We start from the raw sequence: 18854 nt of genomic DNA on the forward strand, positions 1-18854 counted from the left end.
GGCTCCCACGACCCGCGCCGCCTGCTCCCTCGACCACCCATCGCACCGGCAAAAGGCGCGTCACCCGCGAACGGCCGCACCTTCGGCCGGCCATCACCCCGGCCGGGGGTGTGACATCCGTCGGCCCGCACCGCTCGCCTCTTCGGACGACGACGCATCGGCCGGAGGCACGACCTCCACCACCAGCCATGTCCGCGGCAAACCACCAACCTGGGAGTCACCATGACCGCTCGTTTCACCGGCAAGGTCGTCCTCGTCACCGGGGGAGGATCCGGCATCGGCCGGGCGATCGCCCTGGCCTTCGCGCGGGAGGGCGCGGCCGTCGCCGTGGCCGGACGCTCCGCCGAACCGCTGACGCAGACCGTGAAGCTCATCGAGGCCGAGGACGGCCGCGCCACGGCGATCACCGCGGACGTCACCCGGTCCGAGGACGTCGCGGCGCTCGTGACGCGGACCGCGGCCACCTACGGCGGCCTCGACGTCGCGGTGAACAACGCCGGCATCATCACCGCGTTCGGCCCCGTGGGCGACATCGACGAGGACCAGTGGTCCACGCTCGTCGCGGTCAACCTCACCGGCGTCCTGCTGTCGATGAAGCATGAGATCGCCCACATGCGCCGCAACGGCGGCGGCGCCATCGTCAACGTCTCCTCGAATCTCGGCGCTCACAAGCGGCTCGCGGGTCTGGGGGCGTACGTCGCGACGAAGGCCGCGGTCAGCGCGCTGACCCGCAACGCCGCGCTGGACCACATCCGCGACGGAGTCCGGATCAACGCCGTCAGCCCCGGCCCGATGGACACGCCGATGTCCTACCGGCCGGGCGAGACCGCGGCCGACCGCGACGCCCGGATGGGGGAGCAGTTGCCGGCCGGTCGGGTCGGCGGTCTCGACGAGATCTCCGCGGCGGTGCTCTATCTGGCCTCGCCCGAAGCGGGCTTCGTCGTCGGAACCGACCTGCTCATCGACGGAGGAGCCACGGCCTGACCCGCTCTCCTCGCCCGTCGCCGGCCGCCACCGGCATCGGGCCGGGGCCCCGGCGGGGCGTGTGCGCCCCGGACCAGGTGGTTCAAGACGATGAACATGGAAACACCTGGATGTCCGAGGCATTGCTGTCAACGCCGGATCATCGTCCGGCGGCAGGCGAGGAGAGTGTGTTGGAAAAGCCGGACTGGGCCGCGCCGCTGGCCGAGGCGTACGAGAGATCCCTCTCCTATCTGACGACTCTGCCCGATCGGCCGGTGGGCAGCACGACGGACAGGCTCGATCTTCGAGCGGCGCTCGGCGGCCCGCTGCCCGAAGCGCCCCAGGACGCGCGCGAGGTCGTCGCGAGGCTGGCCGCGGCGGCCGAGCCCGGTCTGGTGAGCACGCCGAGCGGTCGCTTCTTCGGGTTCGTGATCGGCGGAGCGAATCCGGCGGCACTGGCAGCGGACTGGCTCACCACCACCTGGGACCAGAACGCCTGCCTGTCCGCCCTCGCACCGGCCGCCTCGGTGGTGGAAGAGGTGGCCGGTGCGTGGCTGGTACAACTGCTCGGACTTCCCGCCCATGCGTCGACGGGGTTCGTCACCGGCGGCCAGATGGCCAACTTCACGGCGCTGGCCGCCGCCCGGCACGAGGTGCTGCGCCGGGAGGGCTGGGACGTCGAGGCCGACGGGTTGGCCGGGGCGCCCCGCCTGCGTGTACTGGCCGGTCGGCACCGGCACAACACCATCGACCGCGCTGTGCGCTTCCTCGGCCTGGGCCGCGCCTCGATCACCTCGGTCGACACGGACGACCAAGGACGGATGCTCCCGGACGCGCTGTCGGACGCGCTCGCCGAGAGCGGTTGCCCGACGATCGTCTGCACCCAGGCCGGTGGCGTCAACACGGGTGCCTTCGACCCCGTGGGAGACATCTGTGCGGTTGCCCACGAGGTCGGGGCCTGGGTGCACGTCGACGGCGCGTTCGGACTGTGGGCCGCGGCCAGTCCTCGGCTGCGGCATCTGACGGCGGGGGTGGAGCGAGCCGACTCATGGGCCACCGACGGGCACAAATGGCTCAACGTGCCCTATGACTCCGGTTTCGTCTTCTGCGCCCATCCGGGGGCGCACCGGGCCGCGATGGGGACACGGGCCGACTACCTCATCCACGGCGCCGAGGGGGAGCGCGACGCGCTCGACTACACCCCCGAGTTCTCACGGCGCGCTCGCGGGTTCCCCGTCTACGCCGCCATCCGGGCACTCGGCCGCGCCGGCGTCGCCGAACTGGTGGAGCGCTGCTGCGCGTTGGCCGGCTCGTTCGCCGAGCAGCTGGCCGCCCACGACGGCGTCGAGATCCTGAACGACGTGGTGCTCAACCAGGTGCTGGTGCGCTTCCTCGCCGCGGACGGCGACCACGACGGTCACACCCGCGCGGTCGTGGAGCGGGTGCAGCGGGACGGCACCTGCTGGATGAGCGGCACGACCTGGAACGGCCGGGCCGCGATGCGGATATCGGTGTCGAACTGGTCGACCGACCAGGACGACGTGGACAGGTCCGTCGCGGCGATCCTCCGCTGCGCCCAGCCGAACGCCGAGGGGTAAGAGACGACCCAGGCCCCGGCTCCTCCGTCTGAGGGCCGGGGCTTTTCGCTGCCCAAGCCGTGCTCCCGTCCTCGGTCCGGCAGGTCGATCCCATTGACGTTTGTTCGTTTGGACGTAAAACTAACTCAGCAACTGGAAGCCTGAAGCGCTGGAGCCCCCATGCCCTACCGTCCCCCCTTGATCGCGCATGAGTACTTCGTCGCCGATCCGCCGGCGCTGCCCGTCCGCTCGCACGGTGAGACGGGCCTGTCGGCGCTGACCGCGGCGGAGCCGGTGGCGTCCGACGCGACCGGGGTGATTTTGAAGGCCGTGACCTCCGCCGAGGAGACGCTTCTGGTCCAGGTGGGCGTGGCGGGCGAGGGCGTGATCCGGGTACGGCTCGGGCAGGACGTGGACGCGCGGACCCGGTCGGCGGCCGCGATCTCGATGGTCACGCCGGGTGAGTTCGCCGGGGCGCGGGTGGAGAGCGGCGACGGGACGATCCTGATCGACGCGGGCTCACTCCGCGCGGAGATCACCTTGGCGCCGTGGAACCTGAGGTTCACCGACGCGAGTGGAGCGCTCCTGCTGGAGCAGGACCGGGGTCACACCGACATCAGCGGGCGCCTGCGCACGCTGCCGTTCGGCCGGTCCAGCTCCGACGGCGCGGTGGTCGGCTACCACGAGAGCTTCGCCGCCGCCGCCGACGAGGCGTTCACCGGTTTCGGCGAGTCGTTCACCCCGCTGGACAAGCGCGGCCAGCGGCCGGTCATGTGGAACTTCGACGCGTTCGGCGCGGAGTCGCAGCGGGCGTACAAGAACGTGCCGTTCTACCTCTCCAGCCGGGGCTACGGGGTGCTGGTCGACAGCGGGGCGCCCGTGGAGTTCGACGTCTGCCAGTCCACGCACAGCTGCGTGCAGATCGTGGTCCCGGACGACCTGATCGACTACTACGTGATCGCCGGTCCCACCCCGCCCGAGGTGCTCGACCGGTTCGACCTGCTGACCTGCCGGCCGATGCTCCCGCCCAAGTGGGCCTTCGGCACCTGGATCTCCTCGGGATTCTTCGTGGACACCCAGGAGCGGGTGATGGCCAGGGCACGCAGGATCCGGGAGCGCGGGATCCCGTGCGACGTACTGCACCTGGACACGTACTGGCAGACGGACGGGCACTGGTCCGACCTGCGGTGGGACGCGACCAACTTCCCCGACCCGGAGACCATGCTGACCGAGCTGGACGGGATGGGCTTCAAGGTCTGCCTCTGGATGAACCCGTACATCTCTCACCTCAGCCCGGTGTTCCCCCAGGCCGCAGAAGACGGATATTTCCTTAAAAAGCCGGACGGTGAGGTCTACGTGGCCGACTGCTGGCACGGCTCCTACCCCGCCTGCGGCATCGTCGACTTCACCAACCCCGCCGCCGTGGAATGGTTCAAGGGACTGCTGCGGCCGCTGCTCCGCCAGGGCGTGCAGGTCTTCAAGACCGACTTCGCCGAGGGCGTGCCGCACGACGCGGTGGCGTTCAACGGCATGAGCGGCACCGACCTGCACAACGTCTACGCGCTGCTGTTCAACGACGCCGTCTCCGAGGCGACCCGGGAGATCGCCGGGCACGGCATGGTCTGGGCGCGCTCGTCGTTCCTGGGCGGCCAGCGGCACGCGGCGCAGTGGAGCGGCGACACCTACACGAGCTACCCGGCGATGGGCAGCACGCTGCGCGGCGGGCTGGCGCACGGACTGTCCGGCATCCCGTTCTGGAGCCACGACGCGGGCGGGTTCACCGGCCGCCCGACCGACGACCTGTACGTCCGCTGGACCCAGTTCGGCGCGTTCTCGCCCCTGCTGCGCCTGCACGGCACCACCAGCAGGGAGCCGTGGGAGTTTCCCGAGGTCGAGGCCCAGGCGGTGGAGGCGCTGAAGCTGCGCTACCGGTTCATGCCGTACATCTACACGGCGGCGGTCGAGGCCGCCAGGACCGGGGCGCCGATGATGCGGGCGCTCTGCGTGGACCACCCCGACGACCCGGTGGCCTGGCAGGCGGACCTGGAGTACCTCCTCGGCCGCGACCTGCTGGTGGCGCCGATGACCTCCCCCGAGGGAGTGAGGAAGGTCTACCTGCCCGCGGGCGAGTGGGTGGACCACTGGACGGGAGAGGTACTGGCGGGTGGCCGGTACGTCACGGTCTCCACGCCGCTGGACCGGATCCCGCTGTTCGTAAGGCACGGCGCGCTCATCCCGACCCTCGCCGACCCCGGCGACGCCATCGGGGACGGGTCGTTCGGAGAGATCGTCCTGGTCGGCTACGGCGTGGGCGAGAGCCGTACCACCGTCTCCGACCTCGAAGGAGACACCACGATCACCGCTGTCCCGGATGCGGACGGGCTGACGGTGACCGTGTCGGGGAGCGCGCGGATCGCGGGCGTCGAGCTGGTGGGGGCCGGCGTCCCGGTCGTCATCACCACCATCTAGGCATCTAGGAGAAACCATGTTCAAGGTGAGAACAGGCGTGGCCGTCGCGGCCATGCTCGTGGCGCTGGCCGCATGCGGCGGCACCGAGCAGGCGGCGGACACACCCGCCGCGACGGGCCCCCGCGTTCTGAAGCTCTGGCACTACGAGGGCGCCGACAGCGCGATGGGCAAGGCCTGGGCCGAGTCGGTCAAGCAGTTCGAGGCCTCGCACCCCGGCGTGACGGTCAAGCTGGAGGAGAAGGCGTTCGAGCAGATCCGCCAGTCCGCGGGCATGATCCTCAACTCCGACGAGGCCCCGGACGTGATGGAGTACAACAAGGGCAACGCCACCGCCGGGCTGCTGTCCAAGCAGGGCCTGCTGACCGACCTCTCACCCGAGGCGACCAAACGCGGCTGGGACAAGCTGCTCAGCCCCTCGCTGCAGACCACCGCGAAGTATGACGAGCGCGGTGTGATGGGCGCCGGCAAGTGGTTCGGCATCCCGAACTACGCCGAGTACGTGATGGTCTACTACAACAAGGACCTGTTCAAGAAGGCGGGCATCGAGGTGCCCACGACCTTCGACGAGTTCACCGCCGCGCTGGAGACGTTCAAGAAGGCCGGGACCACGCCCCTGGCCGTCGGCGGCGCCGAATACCCGGCGCAGCAGATCCTCTACCAGCTCGCGCTGAGCAAGGCGCAGCGGCCGTGGGTGGACGCGCTGCAGCTCTACAAGGGCAAGGTCGACTTCAAGGGACCCGAGTTCAAGTATGCGGCCGACACCTTCGCCGACTGGGTCAAGAAGGGCTACATCGGCAAGGACTCCGCCGCGATCAAGGCCGAGGACATGGGGGTGTCCTTCATCGGCGGCAAGTATCCGATCCTGGTGTCGGGCAGCTGGTGGTACGGCCGGTTCGCCACCGACATCAAGGACTTCGAGTGGGGCTCCTTCCTCTGGCCGGGTAACACGATGAACGCCGGATCCAGCGGAAACATCTGGGTCGTCCCCGAGAACGCCAAGAACAAGGACCTCGCCTACGACTTCATCGACATCACGATGAAGAAGGACATCCAGAACCTGCTCGGCAACTCCGGCGGCATCCCGGTGGCGGCCGACCCGGCCGCGATCACCGACCCGAAGAGCAAGGAGCTGATCGAGAACTTCAACAAGCTCTCGACCTCCGACGGGCTGGCGTTCTACCCGGACTGGCCGGCCCCCGGCTACTACGACGTGCTGGTCTCGGGCGTGCAGAACCTCATCAACGGCACCAAGACGCCCGACCAGGTTCTGGACGAGATCGCCGGGCCGTACAACGAGAACCTCGCCGACATCGGCAACTGACCGGACGTCGACGACCGGCAGGACGTCGGTAACGAACCGGACGTCGGTTATCGGCAGGACGTCGGCAACGAACCGGACGTCGGTTATCGGCAGGACGTCGGCTGCCGGCCGGACGACGGTGACCGCCCTTTTTTCGAGATCCGTGCCGCTCCGCCGCGGCACGGACCCGTACGCACAGAAACATATGGAGAGGTCCTCGTATGAAGAGGTCTCGTAGCAGCGGGTACTGGGTGTTCCTCCTACCGAGCGCGGTGCTCTTCACCGCGGTCATCGTCGTGCCGTTCCTGATGAACGTCGGGATCGGGTTCACCCGGTGGCAGGGGATCGGCGCGCCGAAGTGGATCGGCCTGGACAACTACACGCGGCTCCTCGCCGATGAGCGGTTCTGGGCCTCCTTCCGCAACAACGTCGCGCTGATCGTGGCGATGGCGATCATCCCGACGATCATCGGGCTGGTCCTGGCGGCGACCCTGTTCGACTACGTGGGCAAGAAGTTCGGCCCCCGTACGGCCAGCGTGCTGCGGGCGGCCTACTACCTGCCGCAGGTCCTGCCGGTCGCGGTCGCCGGAATCGTCTGGGGCTGGATCATGCATCCGCAGTTCGGGGCGCTCAACGAGCTGCTCAAGCTCCTGGGGATGGAACCGAGAAACTGGCTCGGCGACCCCGCCTGGGCGCTGCCGAGCGTCATGGCGATCATGGTGTGGTTCCAGATCGGCTACCCGGTCGTGATCTTCATGTCGGGGCTGCAGCGGGTCGACCCCACGCTGTACGAGGCGGCCGAGATGGACGGCGCGTCGTGGTGGCGGCGGTTCTGGCACATCACGCTCACGCAGATCCGGCCGGAGATCTACGTGGTCCTGCTGACCTGCACGATCGCCGCGCTGAAGGTCTTCGGACCGATCTTCGTCCTGACGCGGGGCGGCCCCGGCGGGGCCACGCTCGTGCCGTCCTACTTCAGCTACCAGAACTTCTTCGAGAAGGCCAACGTCGGCTACGGCTCGGCGATCGCCACCGTGCTCACCCTCGTGATCATCATGGTGACGGTCTTCTTCCTGCGGATTCAGGACAGGGAATCATGATCCGGAAATATTCGGTCCTGGTCTCGCTGGTCGTGCTGGCCGTCGTGATGCTGGTGCCGTTTGTCATCGTCACGCTCAACGCGGTGAAGTCTCCGGCGGACTACTCCTCGGGTGGGCCGCTGAGCCTGCCCGGGGAGCTCTACCTCGATGGGATCGTCCGGTTCTGGAACCGGGTGAACTTCGGCGGCAAGCTCTGGAACAGCCTGCTGATCAGCGGTTCGGTGGCCGTGCTCGCGGCGGTCCTGTCGGTGCTCAACGCCTACGCGCTCGGCATCGGCAGGGTGCGTGGCCGGATGTGGATCCTGGTCGTGTTCCTGGTGGCCAACACGCTGCCGCAGGAGGCGCTGGTCTACCCCCTGTACTACCTGTCGAAGCAGGTCGGCCTCTACGACACCAGGCTCGGAGTGATCATCATCTTCACGGTGATCCAGAGCGCCTTCGGGACCTACCTGCTCTCCTCGGTGCTCAGCCGGTTCCCGCGCGAGATCCTGGAGGCGGCGGCCCTGGACGGGGCGGGCAAGTGGCGGGCGCTGTGGCAGGTCGTGGTGCCGATCAGCAGGCCGACGCTGAGCGTCCTGCTCATCTTCTTCTTCATCTGGACCTGGAACGAGTTCTTCCTGCCCCTCGTCTTCCTCATCTCCAACGACAACCAGACCGTCCCCGTCGCCCTGGGAGTCCTGCAGGGGGACAAGATGATGGACGCCACGATGTCGAGCGCCTCGGCGCTGCTCGGCATCCTCCCGGCCATCGCCTTCTTCCTGATCTTCCAGCGGACCCTCACCCGCGGCGTGACCGTAGGAGCGATCAAGTAGTTCCCGCGACCACGCGCGACATCCCGTAAGCAACCGCAGGAAACGATCCGTAGGCAACCCCGCAGGCAATCTCTCGTGACACCACCCGCCGTTCAGGGGCGTATGGCGTCCCGAACCCGAAGCGCTTCGACCCCCTGACCTTGGAGGCGCAATGTCCTTTCGCACGTCACTGGTGGCGGCGGCCGTACTGACCCTGACCCTGGGGTTGACCACGGCTCCCGCCCAGGCGGCCTACGAGTATCCCTTCCGAGATCCCGCGCTGCCCCTGACCCAGCGGATCGACGACCTTCTCGGCCGGTTGACCCTGGCCGAGAAGGTCTCCTGGCTCCACCAGTACCAGCCCGCGGTGGACCGGCTGGGCATCGGCCTGTTCAAGACCGGCACCGAGGCGCTGCACGGCGTCGCGTGGTCCACCGACATCGACAACGGCGGCGCCGTCGTGACCGCGGAGGGAACCGTCTTCCCCCAGGCCGTGGGCCTGGCCAGCACCTGGGACCCGGACCTGATCAAGCGGGTCGGCTCCGCCGTCGGCGACGAGGCCCGGGGCTACCACGCGGAGAACCCCCGGCTCTGGGGCCTGCAGCTCTGGGCGCCGGTGGTCAACCTGCTCCGCGACCCGCGCTGGGGCCGCAACGAGGAGGGCTACTCCGAGGACCCGCTGCTCACCGGGGCGATCTCCACCGCGTACGGCTCGGGCATCCAGGGCGACGACCCCGACCATCTCAGGGCGGCCCCGGTGCTCAAGCACTTCCTGGCCAACAACAACGAGGTCCGGCGGGACACCACCTCCTCCAGCCTGCGCCCGCGCGTTCTCAACGAGTACGACATCCCGGCTTTCAGAGCCGCCGTCGAGGCCGACGCGGCCACCGGCGTCATGACGGCCTACAACCGGATCAACGGGCGGCCCGCCACGGTCACCGACCTCAACTCCTCCGTCGGGACCTGGACCGACAGGCCCCTGTTCAACGTCTCCGACGCCGGAGGCCCGAACAACCTCACCGGCTCGCAGGCCTACTACGCCACCCAGGCCGAGGCCGCCGCCGCGATGATCAAGGCGGGCGTCGAGAGCTTCACGGTGGACGACACCAACGCCGCCCCGACGGTGAGCTCGGTCAACGCGGCACTGTCGCAGGGCCTTCTCACCCCGGCCGACATCGACGGAGCCGTCCGCAAAATCCTGAGCATCCGGTTCCGGCTGGGTGAGTTCGATCCGGACGGCGGGCCGTACGGGAAGATCACCAAGGCCGCGGTCAACACCCCCGCGCACCAGGGGCTCGCCCGGCAGACCGCGGCGGAGGCGGCGGTGCTGCTCAAGAACGCGAACAGGACCCTGCCCCTCAAACCGTCGAAGAAGGTCGCGGTGGTGGGGCCGCTGGCCAAGACCCTCTACACCGACTGGTACTCGGGCAAACTGCCCTACCGGGTCACCCCGCTCGACGGCATCAAGGAGCGGGCCGCCACCGTCGACACCGAGGGCGTCGACCGGATCGCGCTCAAGGCCGACGGCAGATATCTCACTGCGGGCACCGGCGCGGGCGCCGACCTCAAGCTGTCGGCGACCGCGGCGGGCGCGACCGAGCAGTTCGACGTCTTCGACTGGGGGCAGGGCATCGTCACCCTGCGCAGCGTCGCCAACGGCAAGTACGTCAGCCGGGCGAACTGGTCCACCCTGGTCAACAACCAGGACCAGCCCACCGGCTGGTTCGTGCAGGAACAGTTCAAGCTTGAGGCGCAGGCCGACGGGACGACGCTCCTGAGATACGCCGGATACGAGACCGCCGAGTCCTGGTTCGGCCCGGACACCTACGTCAGGGCGGCGGCCGACGGCACGCTCAGCCTGACGACGGCCGCCGGCGCCACCCGTTTCACCAAGGAGACCGTACGCAGCGGGATCGACGAGGCCGTCGCGGCGGCGAAGAGCGCCGACGTGGCGGTGGTCGTGGTCGGCAGCATGCCGTTCATCAACGGCCGCGAGGCCCACGACCGGATGGACACCAACCTCGCCGAAGGCCAGGAGGCGCTGGTCGAGGCGGTCCGCAGGGCCAACCCGAACACCGTCGTGGTGCTGGAGAACAGCTACCCGACGACCATCGACCGGCTCCAGGAGAAGGTGCCGGCGATCCTGTGGACCACCCACGCCGGAGCCGAGACCGGCCACGCCCTGGCCGACGTCCTGTACGGCGACGTCAACCCGGCGGGCCGTCTCACCCAGACCTGGCCCAAGGGCACTGCCGCGCTGCCCGACATCCTCGACTACGACATCATCAAGACCGGCTCGACCTACCTGTACGGCAAGGGCGCCCCGCTCTACGCCTTCGGCCACGGCCTGAGCTACACCACCTTCGGCTACCAGGGGCTGAAGGCCGTCGCGAAGGGCGACGGCTACGAGGTGAGCGTCCGCGTGACCAACACCGGTCCCGTGGCGGGCGACGAGGTCGTCCAGCTCTACACCCACCAGCGGACGTCACGGGTGAAACAGCCCGTCAAGCAGCTCCGCGGCTTCCAGCGGGTGCACCTCGCGCCGGGCGAGTCGAAGGTCGTACGGCTCTCGCTCAGGACCGCGGACCTCGCTCTGTGGGATGTGACCCGGGGCCGCTTCGCGGTCGAGCCGTCCACCCACGACATCCTGGTCGGCTCCTCCTCGGACAGGATTCGCCGACGCGTGACCGTACGGGTGAACGGTGAGAAGATCCCCGACCGCGACCTGACCAGGGTCACCCGGGCGGCCGACTTCGACGACTACTCGGGGGTCGAGCTGGTCGACGAGACCAAGGTCCGCGGTGACGCGGTCGGAGGCTCGGCGGGCGAGTGGATCGCGTTCGAGGACGTGGACCTCGGCAGGGGCGTGACCGGCTTCAGGGCCGGCGTCGCCGCGACCGCCGCCTCCTCCGTCGAGGTCCGCCTCGACTCCCCGACCGGCAGGGTCGTGGCCACGGTCCCGGTGACCGCCACCGGCGGCGTCTACCAGTGGACCACGGCCACCGCCCCGGTCTCCGGGGCCGCCGGCAGGCACGACCTCTACCTGGTCTTCAAGGGCGCCCTGCGCCTCAAGGACCTGGCCTTCACCCGCTGACCCCTTCCGTACGGCTCGCGCCACGTGGGTGGCGGGGCGCGCGCCGTACGGAAGGTTCGCAGGACCTCATCGGCCAGGGGCGGGGACTGCCGCTGACGCAGGTGGTCACCCGGCAGGCCGTTGCGTCGCGCGGTGGGCAGGCCGCTGTGCCGGGTTCGCCTGGTGAAGGTCGGCGCCGGTAAGGGAGGTGGCCTGGACCGGGAGGCCGAACCAGGTGCGCAGGGCCTGCCGCAGCGCGTCCGCCCCGCCGGACGTGCCTGGGGCGGCGGCCCACGCGACGTACCCGTCCGGGCGGATCAGTACGGCGTCCGCGGGACGGTCCTCGCAGGTCGCGGTGACCGCGTCCACGCGATCCGCCCAGTCCGAGGCCGCTTCCACCAGATCGGCCCGGCCGGCCAGGTCCAGCAGGATCGGCCGGGCCGCGTGCATGAGGTCGGCGACCCTGGTCGGCCCGTTTTCGGTGGCCAGGGCGAGATTCGGCATCCAGCCGCCGGTGATCGGATGCGCGGAGCCGTCGGAGCGCATGTCATAGCGGACGTCCGCCCCGGACATGAGGTTCGAGATGCGCCGCACGTTGCCCTGATCGCCCAGCAACTCGGTGAACACCTCGCGCAGCGCGGTGATGTTCGGGCCGGGTGACAGCAGGGCGGTCTGCGCGCGACTGCTCATGATCACCCTTTCCGCGGCCGGGCGCCGCTCGCTCTGGTAGGTGTCCAGCAGGCCCTCCGGCGCCCAGCCGTTGACGTCGGCCGCCAGCTTCCACGCCAGGTTGATCACGTCCTGCATGCCCAGGTTCAGCCCCGGACCGCCCACTCCGGACTGGACGTGCGCGGCGTCGCCGACCAGGAAAACGCGCCCCTGCCGGTATCGGTCGGCCAGCCGTGAGTTGATGCCGTTCGTGTCCCTCACCGGCGGGGGTCCCTGACCGTCAGCCGGGTCGCTCATCGGCACGTCGACGCCGAGGACCCGGTTGACGGCCTCGCGCAGGTCCTCGACCGGCGTGAACGCACGGTCCTTGGCCGCCGGCCGGTCCCACTCGAAGACGGAGACCCGATAGACCCCCGGCTGGAACATCCCGAAGGCGAAGACGCCGTTCTCCGTACGGGTGAAGGTCGCAGGCCAGAGCCGTCCCAGGCCAGGCACCTCCAGCTCGCCGGTCCCCGGGACGGCCACCGGCGGGTGGATCGTGACCTGCCCGCTGCGCCCGACGAAGCTCTTGTCGGTGATGCCGGGAAACCCGATGCCGGCCTGCTTGCGAATGCCGCTGTGCCCGCCGTCGGCGCCGACCAGGAATCCGGCCGTCAGCCGGTAGGAGCCGTCGGGCCCTCGCACGTCGACGGTGACCCCGTCGGCATCCTGGCCCAGCTCCGTCACCTCGTGCCCGCGCCGGATCTCCACCCCCAGCTCGTGCGCGCGCTGTTCGAGCAGCTCCTCCATGCGATATTGCGGGACGGGCAGCGTGTACAGCGAGTTGCCGTCCCATTCGGACATGTCCAGGAACAGGGCCCCGAACTGGAAGTAGGGGGCCGGCGTCGGTGGTTCCGTACTCCGGCTGAACCGTTCGTACAGACCGCGGTAGTCCAGCATCTGCACAACGCGGCCGACCAGGCCGTTGGCCTTGGGTGACGTGTTCCGCTCCGGCAGGCGCTCCAGCACGACGGGACGCACGCCGGCCAGCGCGAGCTCGCACGCCATCAGCAGCCCGTTGGGGCCGCTGCCGACGATGACGACATCGGTGGTCTTCATGGCTCTCCTTGCTCGTTCCACTCGGATGAGGGCATGGCGAACAGGACCAGGTACCGGGGACGGTGCGGGTGAAGGGGCTCCCGCCGGGACGGCGTACCGAATACTTGGACTGCTCGTTCTAACTAATATTTGGTATTGTTAGACTCATGAGTCCAGAAAGTCAAGTGCCCGCCCGCCGCCCCGGTCGCCCGGCGAAGCGGCATTTGATCGTCGACGCCGCCAAGCGGGTGTTCCTGCGGCACGGCTACGTCGACACGAGCATCGAGGTGATCGCCGCCGAGGCCGGCACGTCGAAACAGACGATCTACAACCACTTCGAGGGCAAGGAACAGCTGTTCGCGGCCGTCGTCCAGGCGGTCCAGCAGGATGCGATCGAGGCCGCGGCGACCGCGTTCGCCGAGGAGTTCGAGGGCACGGGCGACATCGACCGGGATCTTCGCGCGGTCTTCCGCCTTATAGTGCGCCTGAACCTGAGCGGGGACGTCGCCGCGTTCCGCCGTCTGGTCTTCATCGAGCAGATGCGCCATCCCGAGCTGATGGAGAAGTGGACGCAGGCGCGACCCGCCTTCGAGCTCTCCCTCAGGGAGGAGATCGAGCAGCAGGTCCGGCTCGGCGTCCTCGACGTGGACAATCTGGATCTGGCGGTCCGTCAGCTCGTCATGCTGGTGTTCAACGAGGCGATCAGCCAGTCCCGGTACGGCCTGCGCGAGCTCTCCGACGAGGAGGTCGCCACGATCATCGACGACGGCGTCGACATGTGGCTGCGCTGCTACCGGACCCGCTGAACGCGACGGCGCCTACCGGGGCCGGTCCGCCGGAACGGACGAACCGAGCTCCGCGCCCGGGATGCGGTCACGTCCTCGCACTTGCCGTGCGAGGAGCCAGGCTCGTGTCTGAAATCGATCGCCGCCGAGATGTGTGGGGTCGTGTGGGCGAAGGTCGCGGTGCCGCAGATGCTGCCCATCGACGCGCAACGTGGCGATTGCGGCTCGGTCGGTTGCCTCCGTAGATGGGCGACTACTACGCGACCGCCTCCGGCATGACGTCGCTGTGAACTCGCCGGAGATACTCCAGCGCGTGCTCCGTGGCTGGATCGTGATTCAGCCGGTCGCGGTAGAAATGGAGGCGGTCCTCACAGTCGTCAACGATCTCGCTCCACGTTCGCGCCCAGATACGGACGCCACCCTCCCACTCGGCGATACAACCGGGTGGCCGATTCGGGGCTGTCGCGTCTCGCCGGACGATGTCATCCATTTCTGTGGAGACGATCCAGAAATCCCAGGTGGCTCGTGCATCCCGGAACTGGGGATCGTCGGCGACGGCCTGGGCATAACTCTTGATCTGACCGACCTCTGTCTGACCGATCTTCACCTTGGGGGCTTTGAGCTCGACGACGAGATGCTCGCGGCCGAAACTTCCTCGACGCGCCTTGCCCAGCATGAGGTCGATGATTCCCTGTCGACCGTCCTCCCTACGCACCGGGTCGAGCCGATCTGTTTCGGACTCTCGTCCCAACGCTTTCAAGTGACGGATGAGCACCGCGTCCAAGCTCTGGTCGCTGACCATCAATGCGTACGCGTCTCCGAACACCCATGTCTCGCGCTCAAGTATTTTGTGAAGCTCGCTCCGCTCCTTGACGGTTCTGCTGATCTCCGGTTCAAAGACGAGTTTCTTGAGCGCGGCGACAAAATCCAGTCTGTCGGCCACCTGTCCGGTCGCCTTGATTACGTCGGAGAGGCTTGTCCGTTGGAGAAGCCTCTTAAGCTCATCCTGCTCCGATTGCGGCAGGCGAAAAAGCTCGTCCAACACCGGATAGAGCCCACTTGGATCATGCGCGATGATTTCTTTGAGAAGCCGGAGGGTGGTCTTCCGGTTCTGCTGGGAACCTGGGAGACGGCGCGCGATGGTGGTCGCCACCTCGTCGAACATCTGTCGTTCGACCGCCTGTGCGGGTTCGGCGGGCTCCCCAGAATAGGGATAGACCTCCTCGCGTTTCCACTCCTGGATCAGCCTGGCTCTGCGCTCCCGGTCGCGCTGTCGGAAGTGCCCACGGAGCTTTTCCCGCGCGGCCTCCAAGAGGCTCCCGATCTCATCCATCTCCGCCATCGGTAGGTCGCCCCGCCGTTCGACGAACCCATCCCACAGGAGGTAGGCCGTGAAGTGGTATCCCGGAGCCTGGATTGCCGGGGAGATCTCATCCAGCACCACGCCGTTGGCGTCGCAGAGGGCCAGGACTCGGCCGACATCCTTGGGCCACTCGATGACGCGAAGCAGCGGCTCGGCATATTCGCCGGGGTCTGGCCATGACACCGGATACTGGGCCGTGTCAGCCCAGACGGTGGCCGGATCCAACGATTTCCCTTGATAGGTGATTGTCACATCAGGGTTGGCGGCGAGGAACGGTGCGAAAGTCGAGGCGAGTTGCTGAGCCGTGTCATCCTGGACCAGGCGTTTGACGAAATCCGCGGGCACCAATGCCTCGATCCGCGTTCCACACGGATCGTCTACATACTCTGGCTCGGAGATATCAAAATCAGCGGGCCGGTCGATTGTCCCGCCGATGACCGTGCGCTCGATTCGGCCGTCGAGCGCTTTCGCGACCGTGACCCAGCGCACCTGCTCTCCCAGCGCGAACGCGCGGAGCCTGCCCTGCCCGCTACGACCGTGCAAGCCGCGCTTCAGCTCGGGTGAGACCTTGGCCTTGGTCTTCCATGAACCGCCCAGGCCGCCGAAATAGCTCCCGCAGGAGGCGCTCGGCATCCCGTGGCCATCATCGGTGATATTGACCGACTCGACGCCGTCCAGCTCGTTAACGTCAAGGTCGACTGCAATGTGACAGGCCTCTGCGTCCAGTGCGTTCCAGATCATTTCCGCGACCGCGCCCACGGGATCCTTCAGGCGGGCGAGTCGGAGGAGATGATCCGGTTTGGCCTCGATGTGAACGGTACTCACACGGTCACTATCCCAGACGGCGTGCGAAATCATGCGCAAGATTGCTAAACGAAGCGGCTGGTCAGAGGAGGGGAACGCCGTCAAATGATCGCGCCTCTCCAACTGCTCGCTCCGTTGACATGAGAGGTGGTGCATTGATCCTTGGGGTGCCGTCGTATAGTGAACTGAACGTTCAGTTTTATTTCTGGAGGGGTCGCGACCATCGCTGGTCGTCCAGCGGAGGCCTCGGGATCGTTCGCCATCGGGAGCGACCTTCGCGGGCCGCCCAGGTCAGGGCCATCTAAGACTTCGGGGGGAGAAGAGCATGAGCGTCTGGTTTGTCACCGGGGCCTCGCGGGGGCTCGGTGCGGAGATCGTCCGGGAGGCGCTGTCGCGCGACCAGCAGGTCGTCGCCGCGGTGCGCGACGCCGAGACGGCCAGGAAGGAGTTCCAGGACGCCGGGGGCGAGCTCCTCGTCGTCACCCTGGACGTCACCGACGAGCGTCAGGCCCACGAGGCCGTGGCACAGGCCGTGGAGCGCTTCGGCAGGATCGACGTGCTGGTCAACAACGCGGGGCGCGGTCTGCTCGGGGCCGTCGAGGAGGCGTCCGACTCCGCGGTCCGCGCGGTCTTCGACGTCAACGTCTTCGGGCTGCTGAACGTGAACCGCGCCGTGCTGCCGGTGCTGCGCGGGCAGCGTTCGGGATACGTCATCAACATCGGCTCCGTCGGCGGGTTCACGCAGGGGCCGGGCCTGGGCATCTACGGCGCCACAAAGTTCGCGATCGAAGGCCTGTCGGAGTCCATGCGGATCGAGCTCGCCCCGCTGGGCGTGTCGGTCACGGTCGTGGAGCCCGGAGCCTTCCGGACCGACTTCCTGGACGATTCCAGCCTGCGGGCCGCGGAGGACGTCATCGACGACTATGCCAAGACCGCGGGCGCGATACGCGACGGCGTGGGCGAGCGCAACCACACGCAGCCGGGTGACCCCGCCAAGGCGGCGGCGGTGATCGTCAACCTGGCCTCGGTCCCCGAACCCCCGTTGCGTATCCAGCTCGGCGTGGACGCCGTCGCCAAGGTCGAGGCGAAAATCCAGTTCGTGCAGTACGAGCTGGACATGTGGCGAGAGGCGTCGGTCTCGACGAACTACGGCAACGGCGCCCCGGATGCGTGATGCCGAGGCGGACCGGCCCGGCCGGCTCGATCAGGTGGGCTGGACGGCCCCGATGAAGGCGGTCCGGTCCACCCGGCCGCGTAGCCTCCGGGCACAGCGGTCCGTGCTGACGGCGGCTCGCGAGCTGCTCGCCGAGGGCGGTCTGCCCGCCGCGACCATCGACGCGATCAGCGCGCGGTCGGGCGTCAGCAAGGCGACCATCTACAAGCACTGGCCCAGCCGCATCGCCGTCGCGGCCGAGGCGTTCGGCGCGGAGATGGGCGACGCCGTCCCGTTGCCGGACACCGGCAACGCCCTGGAGGACCTGTCCGAGCAGGTCCGCAGGGTCAGTGACTTCTATCAGAGCCCGTCCGGGGTGATCTTCGCGCAGCTGCTCGCGGCCTGCGTGACCGATCCCGAGGGATCCCGATACTTCCGGGAGTTCTTCCTGGCCAGCCGGAGGGAGGCCATCGGCCGGCTCTGGCGGCGCGCGATCGAGCGGGGTGAGGTGGACGCCGGGATCGACGTCGAGACGGCGACCGACCTCCTCTTCGGCCCGCTGATCTTCCGCCTGCTCAGCGGCCACGCGCCGCTCGTCAGGTCGGAGGCCGACGCCCTCTCCGCGGCCGCGCTGAACGGACTCCGGGCGAAGAGCCCGCCGCATCGAGATCAACGTGCGGCGGGCTCGACGGGCCTCGTTCCGGGCTCCGAGGTCTAGGACGCCCACTCCGTCGCCTGCGAATCCGCGAAGTCGGTGGAGAACGCGAGGTCCTTTGACGCTTCGAGCTCCTCGATGCGACCGGTCAGCGCGGCGTGCACGGACTGGTAGGAGTCGCTGCCGAGGGTGAGCCGGCGAGGGGCCGGTGAGACGTCGACCGAGGCGAGAATGGCGTCGGCGATCTTGTCCGGGTCGCCGGGCCCGTTGGCGGTGACGCCGGCCGGGGCCTCGACGTACGGGCGCATCTGCCCGACGGGGGTGTCCGCGTAGGCGTCGAGAGCCGGGGCGACATCCAGGGAGTGCCCGAACCCGGTCCGGGCGACCCCGGGCTCGACCAGCGTGATCCCGATGCCGAACGGGGCCACCTCCATGATGACGGACTCGAAGAATCCTTCAATGCCCCACTTCGTCGCATGGTAGAGGTTGCCGCCAGGGAAGGCCGCCTGACCGCCCGCGCTGGACAGCTGCACGATCCGGCCACCGCCCTGCGCGCGCAGGTACGGCAGCACCGCGCGGGTGAGCTGCACCGGCGCGAGAAGGTTGGTGGCGATCTGTGCCTCGATGGCCTCGTCGGTGAACTCCTCGGCCGCGCCGTACGTCCCGTAGCCGGCGTTCGACACGATCACGTCGATCCGGCCGAGGTCGGCGAACGCCTTCTCGACGACGGCTCGCAGGGTCGCGGTGTCGGTGACGTCCAGCGCGGCCGTCCACAGGCGGTCGCCGTACTTCTCGGCGAGATCGGACAGGCGCTCCGGCTTCCGGGCGGTGGCGGCGACGCGGTCACCGCGCTCAAGCAGCCGCTCGGTCATCGCACGACCGAAGCCGGACGAGGCGCCGGTGATGAACCAGGTCCTGGTGCTCATGTCTTCCCCTTGAACATATTTAATCCAACCGGATGGTTTTTTTAGTGTAGCCCTCGGGTCGGCAAATTTAAACCAGACGGTTGGATTGGTGCCCTGGGGCGTGCCCTACGGCTCCGCCGCCACCGGGACACGACCTGCGCAGAGGCGGG

13 protein-coding genes are annotated in these 18854 nt (G+C 68.5%); 10 read left to right on the plus strand and 3 right to left on the minus strand.

Annotation, left to right across the window (positions count from 1 at the left end; all coding sequences use genetic code 11):
- Nucleotides 1–222: 222 nt before the first annotated feature.
- The 7 genes from DKM19_RS04670 to DKM19_RS04700 all read left to right on the plus strand — a co-directional run bounded on the left by DKM19_RS04670 (nucleotide 223) and on the right by DKM19_RS04700 (nucleotide 11294).
- The gene (locus DKM19_RS04670) at nucleotides 223–984 is read left to right on the plus strand and encodes an SDR family NAD(P)-dependent oxidoreductase (protein ID WP_110694636.1); all 762 of its coding nucleotides are present in this window, start codon (nucleotides 223–225) and stop codon (nucleotides 982–984) included.
- Between the two features lie 170 nt (nucleotides 985–1154).
- Nucleotides 1155–2561 (plus strand): aminotransferase class V-fold PLP-dependent enzyme, encoded by a 1407-nt coding sequence (locus DKM19_RS04675; RefSeq protein ID WP_204358653.1) that lies wholly within the window; start codon nucleotides 1155–1157, stop codon nucleotides 2559–2561.
- A 159-nt stretch (nucleotides 2562–2720) separates the two neighbouring features.
- Nucleotides 2721–5009 carry a TIM-barrel domain-containing protein gene (locus tag DKM19_RS04680; RefSeq protein ID WP_110694638.1) on the plus strand — a complete coding sequence of 763 codons (2289 nt, stop codon included), beginning with the start codon at nucleotides 2721–2723 and terminating at the stop codon, nucleotides 5007–5009.
- A 16-nt stretch (nucleotides 5010–5025) separates the two neighbouring features.
- Nucleotides 5026–6330: an ABC transporter substrate-binding protein gene (locus DKM19_RS04685; RefSeq protein ID WP_110694639.1), complete on the plus strand. Its 1305-nt coding sequence runs from the start codon at nucleotides 5026–5028 to the stop codon at nucleotides 6328–6330.
- Nucleotides 6331–6530: 200 nt separating this feature from the next.
- Nucleotides 6531–7409 (plus strand): carbohydrate ABC transporter permease, encoded by an 879-nt coding sequence (locus tag DKM19_RS04690; RefSeq protein ID WP_110694640.1) that lies wholly within the window; start codon nucleotides 6531–6533, stop codon nucleotides 7407–7409.
- On the plus strand, nucleotides 7406–8221 hold the full coding sequence (locus DKM19_RS04695) for a carbohydrate ABC transporter permease (protein WP_089211534.1): 816 nt from the start codon (nucleotides 7406–7408) through the stop codon (nucleotides 8219–8221). Before DKM19_RS04690 ends, DKM19_RS04695 begins: the two co-directional genes overlap by 4 nt.
- 151 nt (nucleotides 8222–8372) lie before the next feature.
- Complete coding sequence (locus DKM19_RS04700; RefSeq protein ID WP_110694641.1) at nucleotides 8373–11294, plus strand: glycoside hydrolase family 3 protein; 2922 nt, start codon at nucleotides 8373–8375, stop codon at nucleotides 11292–11294.
- Between the two features lie 105 nt (nucleotides 11295–11399).
- Here DKM19_RS04700 and DKM19_RS04705 read toward each other — a convergent pair whose 3' ends face one another.
- Nucleotides 11400–13040 (minus strand): FAD-dependent monooxygenase, encoded by a 1641-nt coding sequence (locus tag DKM19_RS04705; protein WP_110694642.1) that lies wholly within the window; start codon nucleotides 13038–13040, stop codon nucleotides 11400–11402.
- A gap of 146 nt (nucleotides 13041–13186) precedes the next feature.
- Between DKM19_RS04705 and DKM19_RS04710 the strand changes: the two genes are divergently transcribed.
- The gene (locus tag DKM19_RS04710; RefSeq protein WP_110694643.1) at nucleotides 13187–13825 is read left to right on the plus strand and encodes a TetR/AcrR family transcriptional regulator; all 639 of its coding nucleotides are present in this window, start codon (nucleotides 13187–13189) and stop codon (nucleotides 13823–13825) included.
- A 235-nt stretch (nucleotides 13826–14060) separates the two neighbouring features.
- Here the strand turns inward: DKM19_RS04710 and DKM19_RS04715 are convergent, their stop codons facing one another.
- On the minus strand, nucleotides 14061–15992 hold the full coding sequence (locus DKM19_RS04715) for an ATP-binding protein (protein WP_162641299.1): 1932 nt from the start codon (nucleotides 15990–15992) through the stop codon (nucleotides 14061–14063).
- A 304-nt stretch (nucleotides 15993–16296) separates the two neighbouring features.
- Between DKM19_RS04715 and DKM19_RS04720 the strand changes: the two genes are divergently transcribed.
- Both DKM19_RS04720 and DKM19_RS04725 read left to right on the plus strand, forming a co-directional pair.
- Nucleotides 16297–17145 carry an oxidoreductase gene (locus DKM19_RS04720; RefSeq protein ID WP_110694645.1) on the plus strand — a complete coding sequence of 283 codons (849 nt, stop codon included), beginning with the start codon at nucleotides 16297–16299 and terminating at the stop codon, nucleotides 17143–17145.
- The gene (locus DKM19_RS04725; RefSeq protein WP_204358654.1) at nucleotides 17138–17842 is read left to right on the plus strand and encodes a TetR/AcrR family transcriptional regulator; all 705 of its coding nucleotides are present in this window, start codon (nucleotides 17138–17140) and stop codon (nucleotides 17840–17842) included. The genes DKM19_RS04720 and DKM19_RS04725 overlap by 8 nt, the downstream gene beginning before the upstream one ends.
- Here DKM19_RS04725 and DKM19_RS04730 read toward each other — a convergent pair.
- A complete protein-coding gene (locus DKM19_RS04730) occupies nucleotides 17839–18705 on the minus strand; it encodes an SDR family oxidoreductase (protein WP_110694646.1) in 867 nt (288 codons plus the stop codon). The two genes, DKM19_RS04725 and DKM19_RS04730, sit on opposite strands and share 4 nt — an antisense overlap.
- Between the last annotated feature and the right edge of the window lie 149 nt (nucleotides 18706–18854).

Source organism: Streptosporangium sp. 'caverna' (genome assembly GCF_003203775.1).
GTDB classification, from domain to species: domain Bacteria; phylum Actinomycetota; class Actinomycetes; order Streptosporangiales; family Streptosporangiaceae; genus Streptosporangium; species Streptosporangium subroseum.

Coding starts and splice junctions, on each gene's coding strand:
- DKM19_RS04695 (WP_089211534.1), top strand. CDS start 7,406: ATGATCCGGAAATATTCGGTCCTGGTCTCGCTGGTCGTGCTGGCCGTC.
- DKM19_RS04730 (WP_110694646.1), bottom strand. CDS start 18,705: ATGAGCACCAGGACCTGGTTCATCACCGGCGCCTCGTCCGGCTTCGGT.
- DKM19_RS04670 (WP_110694636.1), top strand. CDS start 223: ATGACCGCTCGTTTCACCGGCAAGGTCGTCCTCGTCACCGGGGGAGGA.
- DKM19_RS04680 (WP_110694638.1), top strand. CDS start 2,721: ATGCCCTACCGTCCCCCCTTGATCGCGCATGAGTACTTCGTCGCCGAT.
- DKM19_RS04710 (WP_110694643.1), top strand. CDS start 13,187: ATGAGTCCAGAAAGTCAAGTGCCCGCCCGCCGCCCCGGTCGCCCGGCG.
- DKM19_RS04725 (WP_204358654.1), top strand. CDS start 17,138: ATGCGTGATGCCGAGGCGGACCGGCCCGGCCGGCTCGATCAGGTGGGC.
- DKM19_RS04705 (WP_110694642.1), bottom strand. CDS start 13,040: ATGAAGACCACCGATGTCGTCATCGTCGGCAGCGGCCCCAACGGGCTG.
- DKM19_RS04720 (WP_110694645.1), top strand. CDS start 16,297: ATGAGCGTCTGGTTTGTCACCGGGGCCTCGCGGGGGCTCGGTGCGGAG.
- DKM19_RS04690 (WP_110694640.1), top strand. CDS start 6,531: ATGAAGAGGTCTCGTAGCAGCGGGTACTGGGTGTTCCTCCTACCGAGC.
- DKM19_RS04700 (WP_110694641.1), top strand. CDS start 8,373: ATGTCCTTTCGCACGTCACTGGTGGCGGCGGCCGTACTGACCCTGACC.
- DKM19_RS04685 (WP_110694639.1), top strand. CDS start 5,026: ATGTTCAAGGTGAGAACAGGCGTGGCCGTCGCGGCCATGCTCGTGGCG.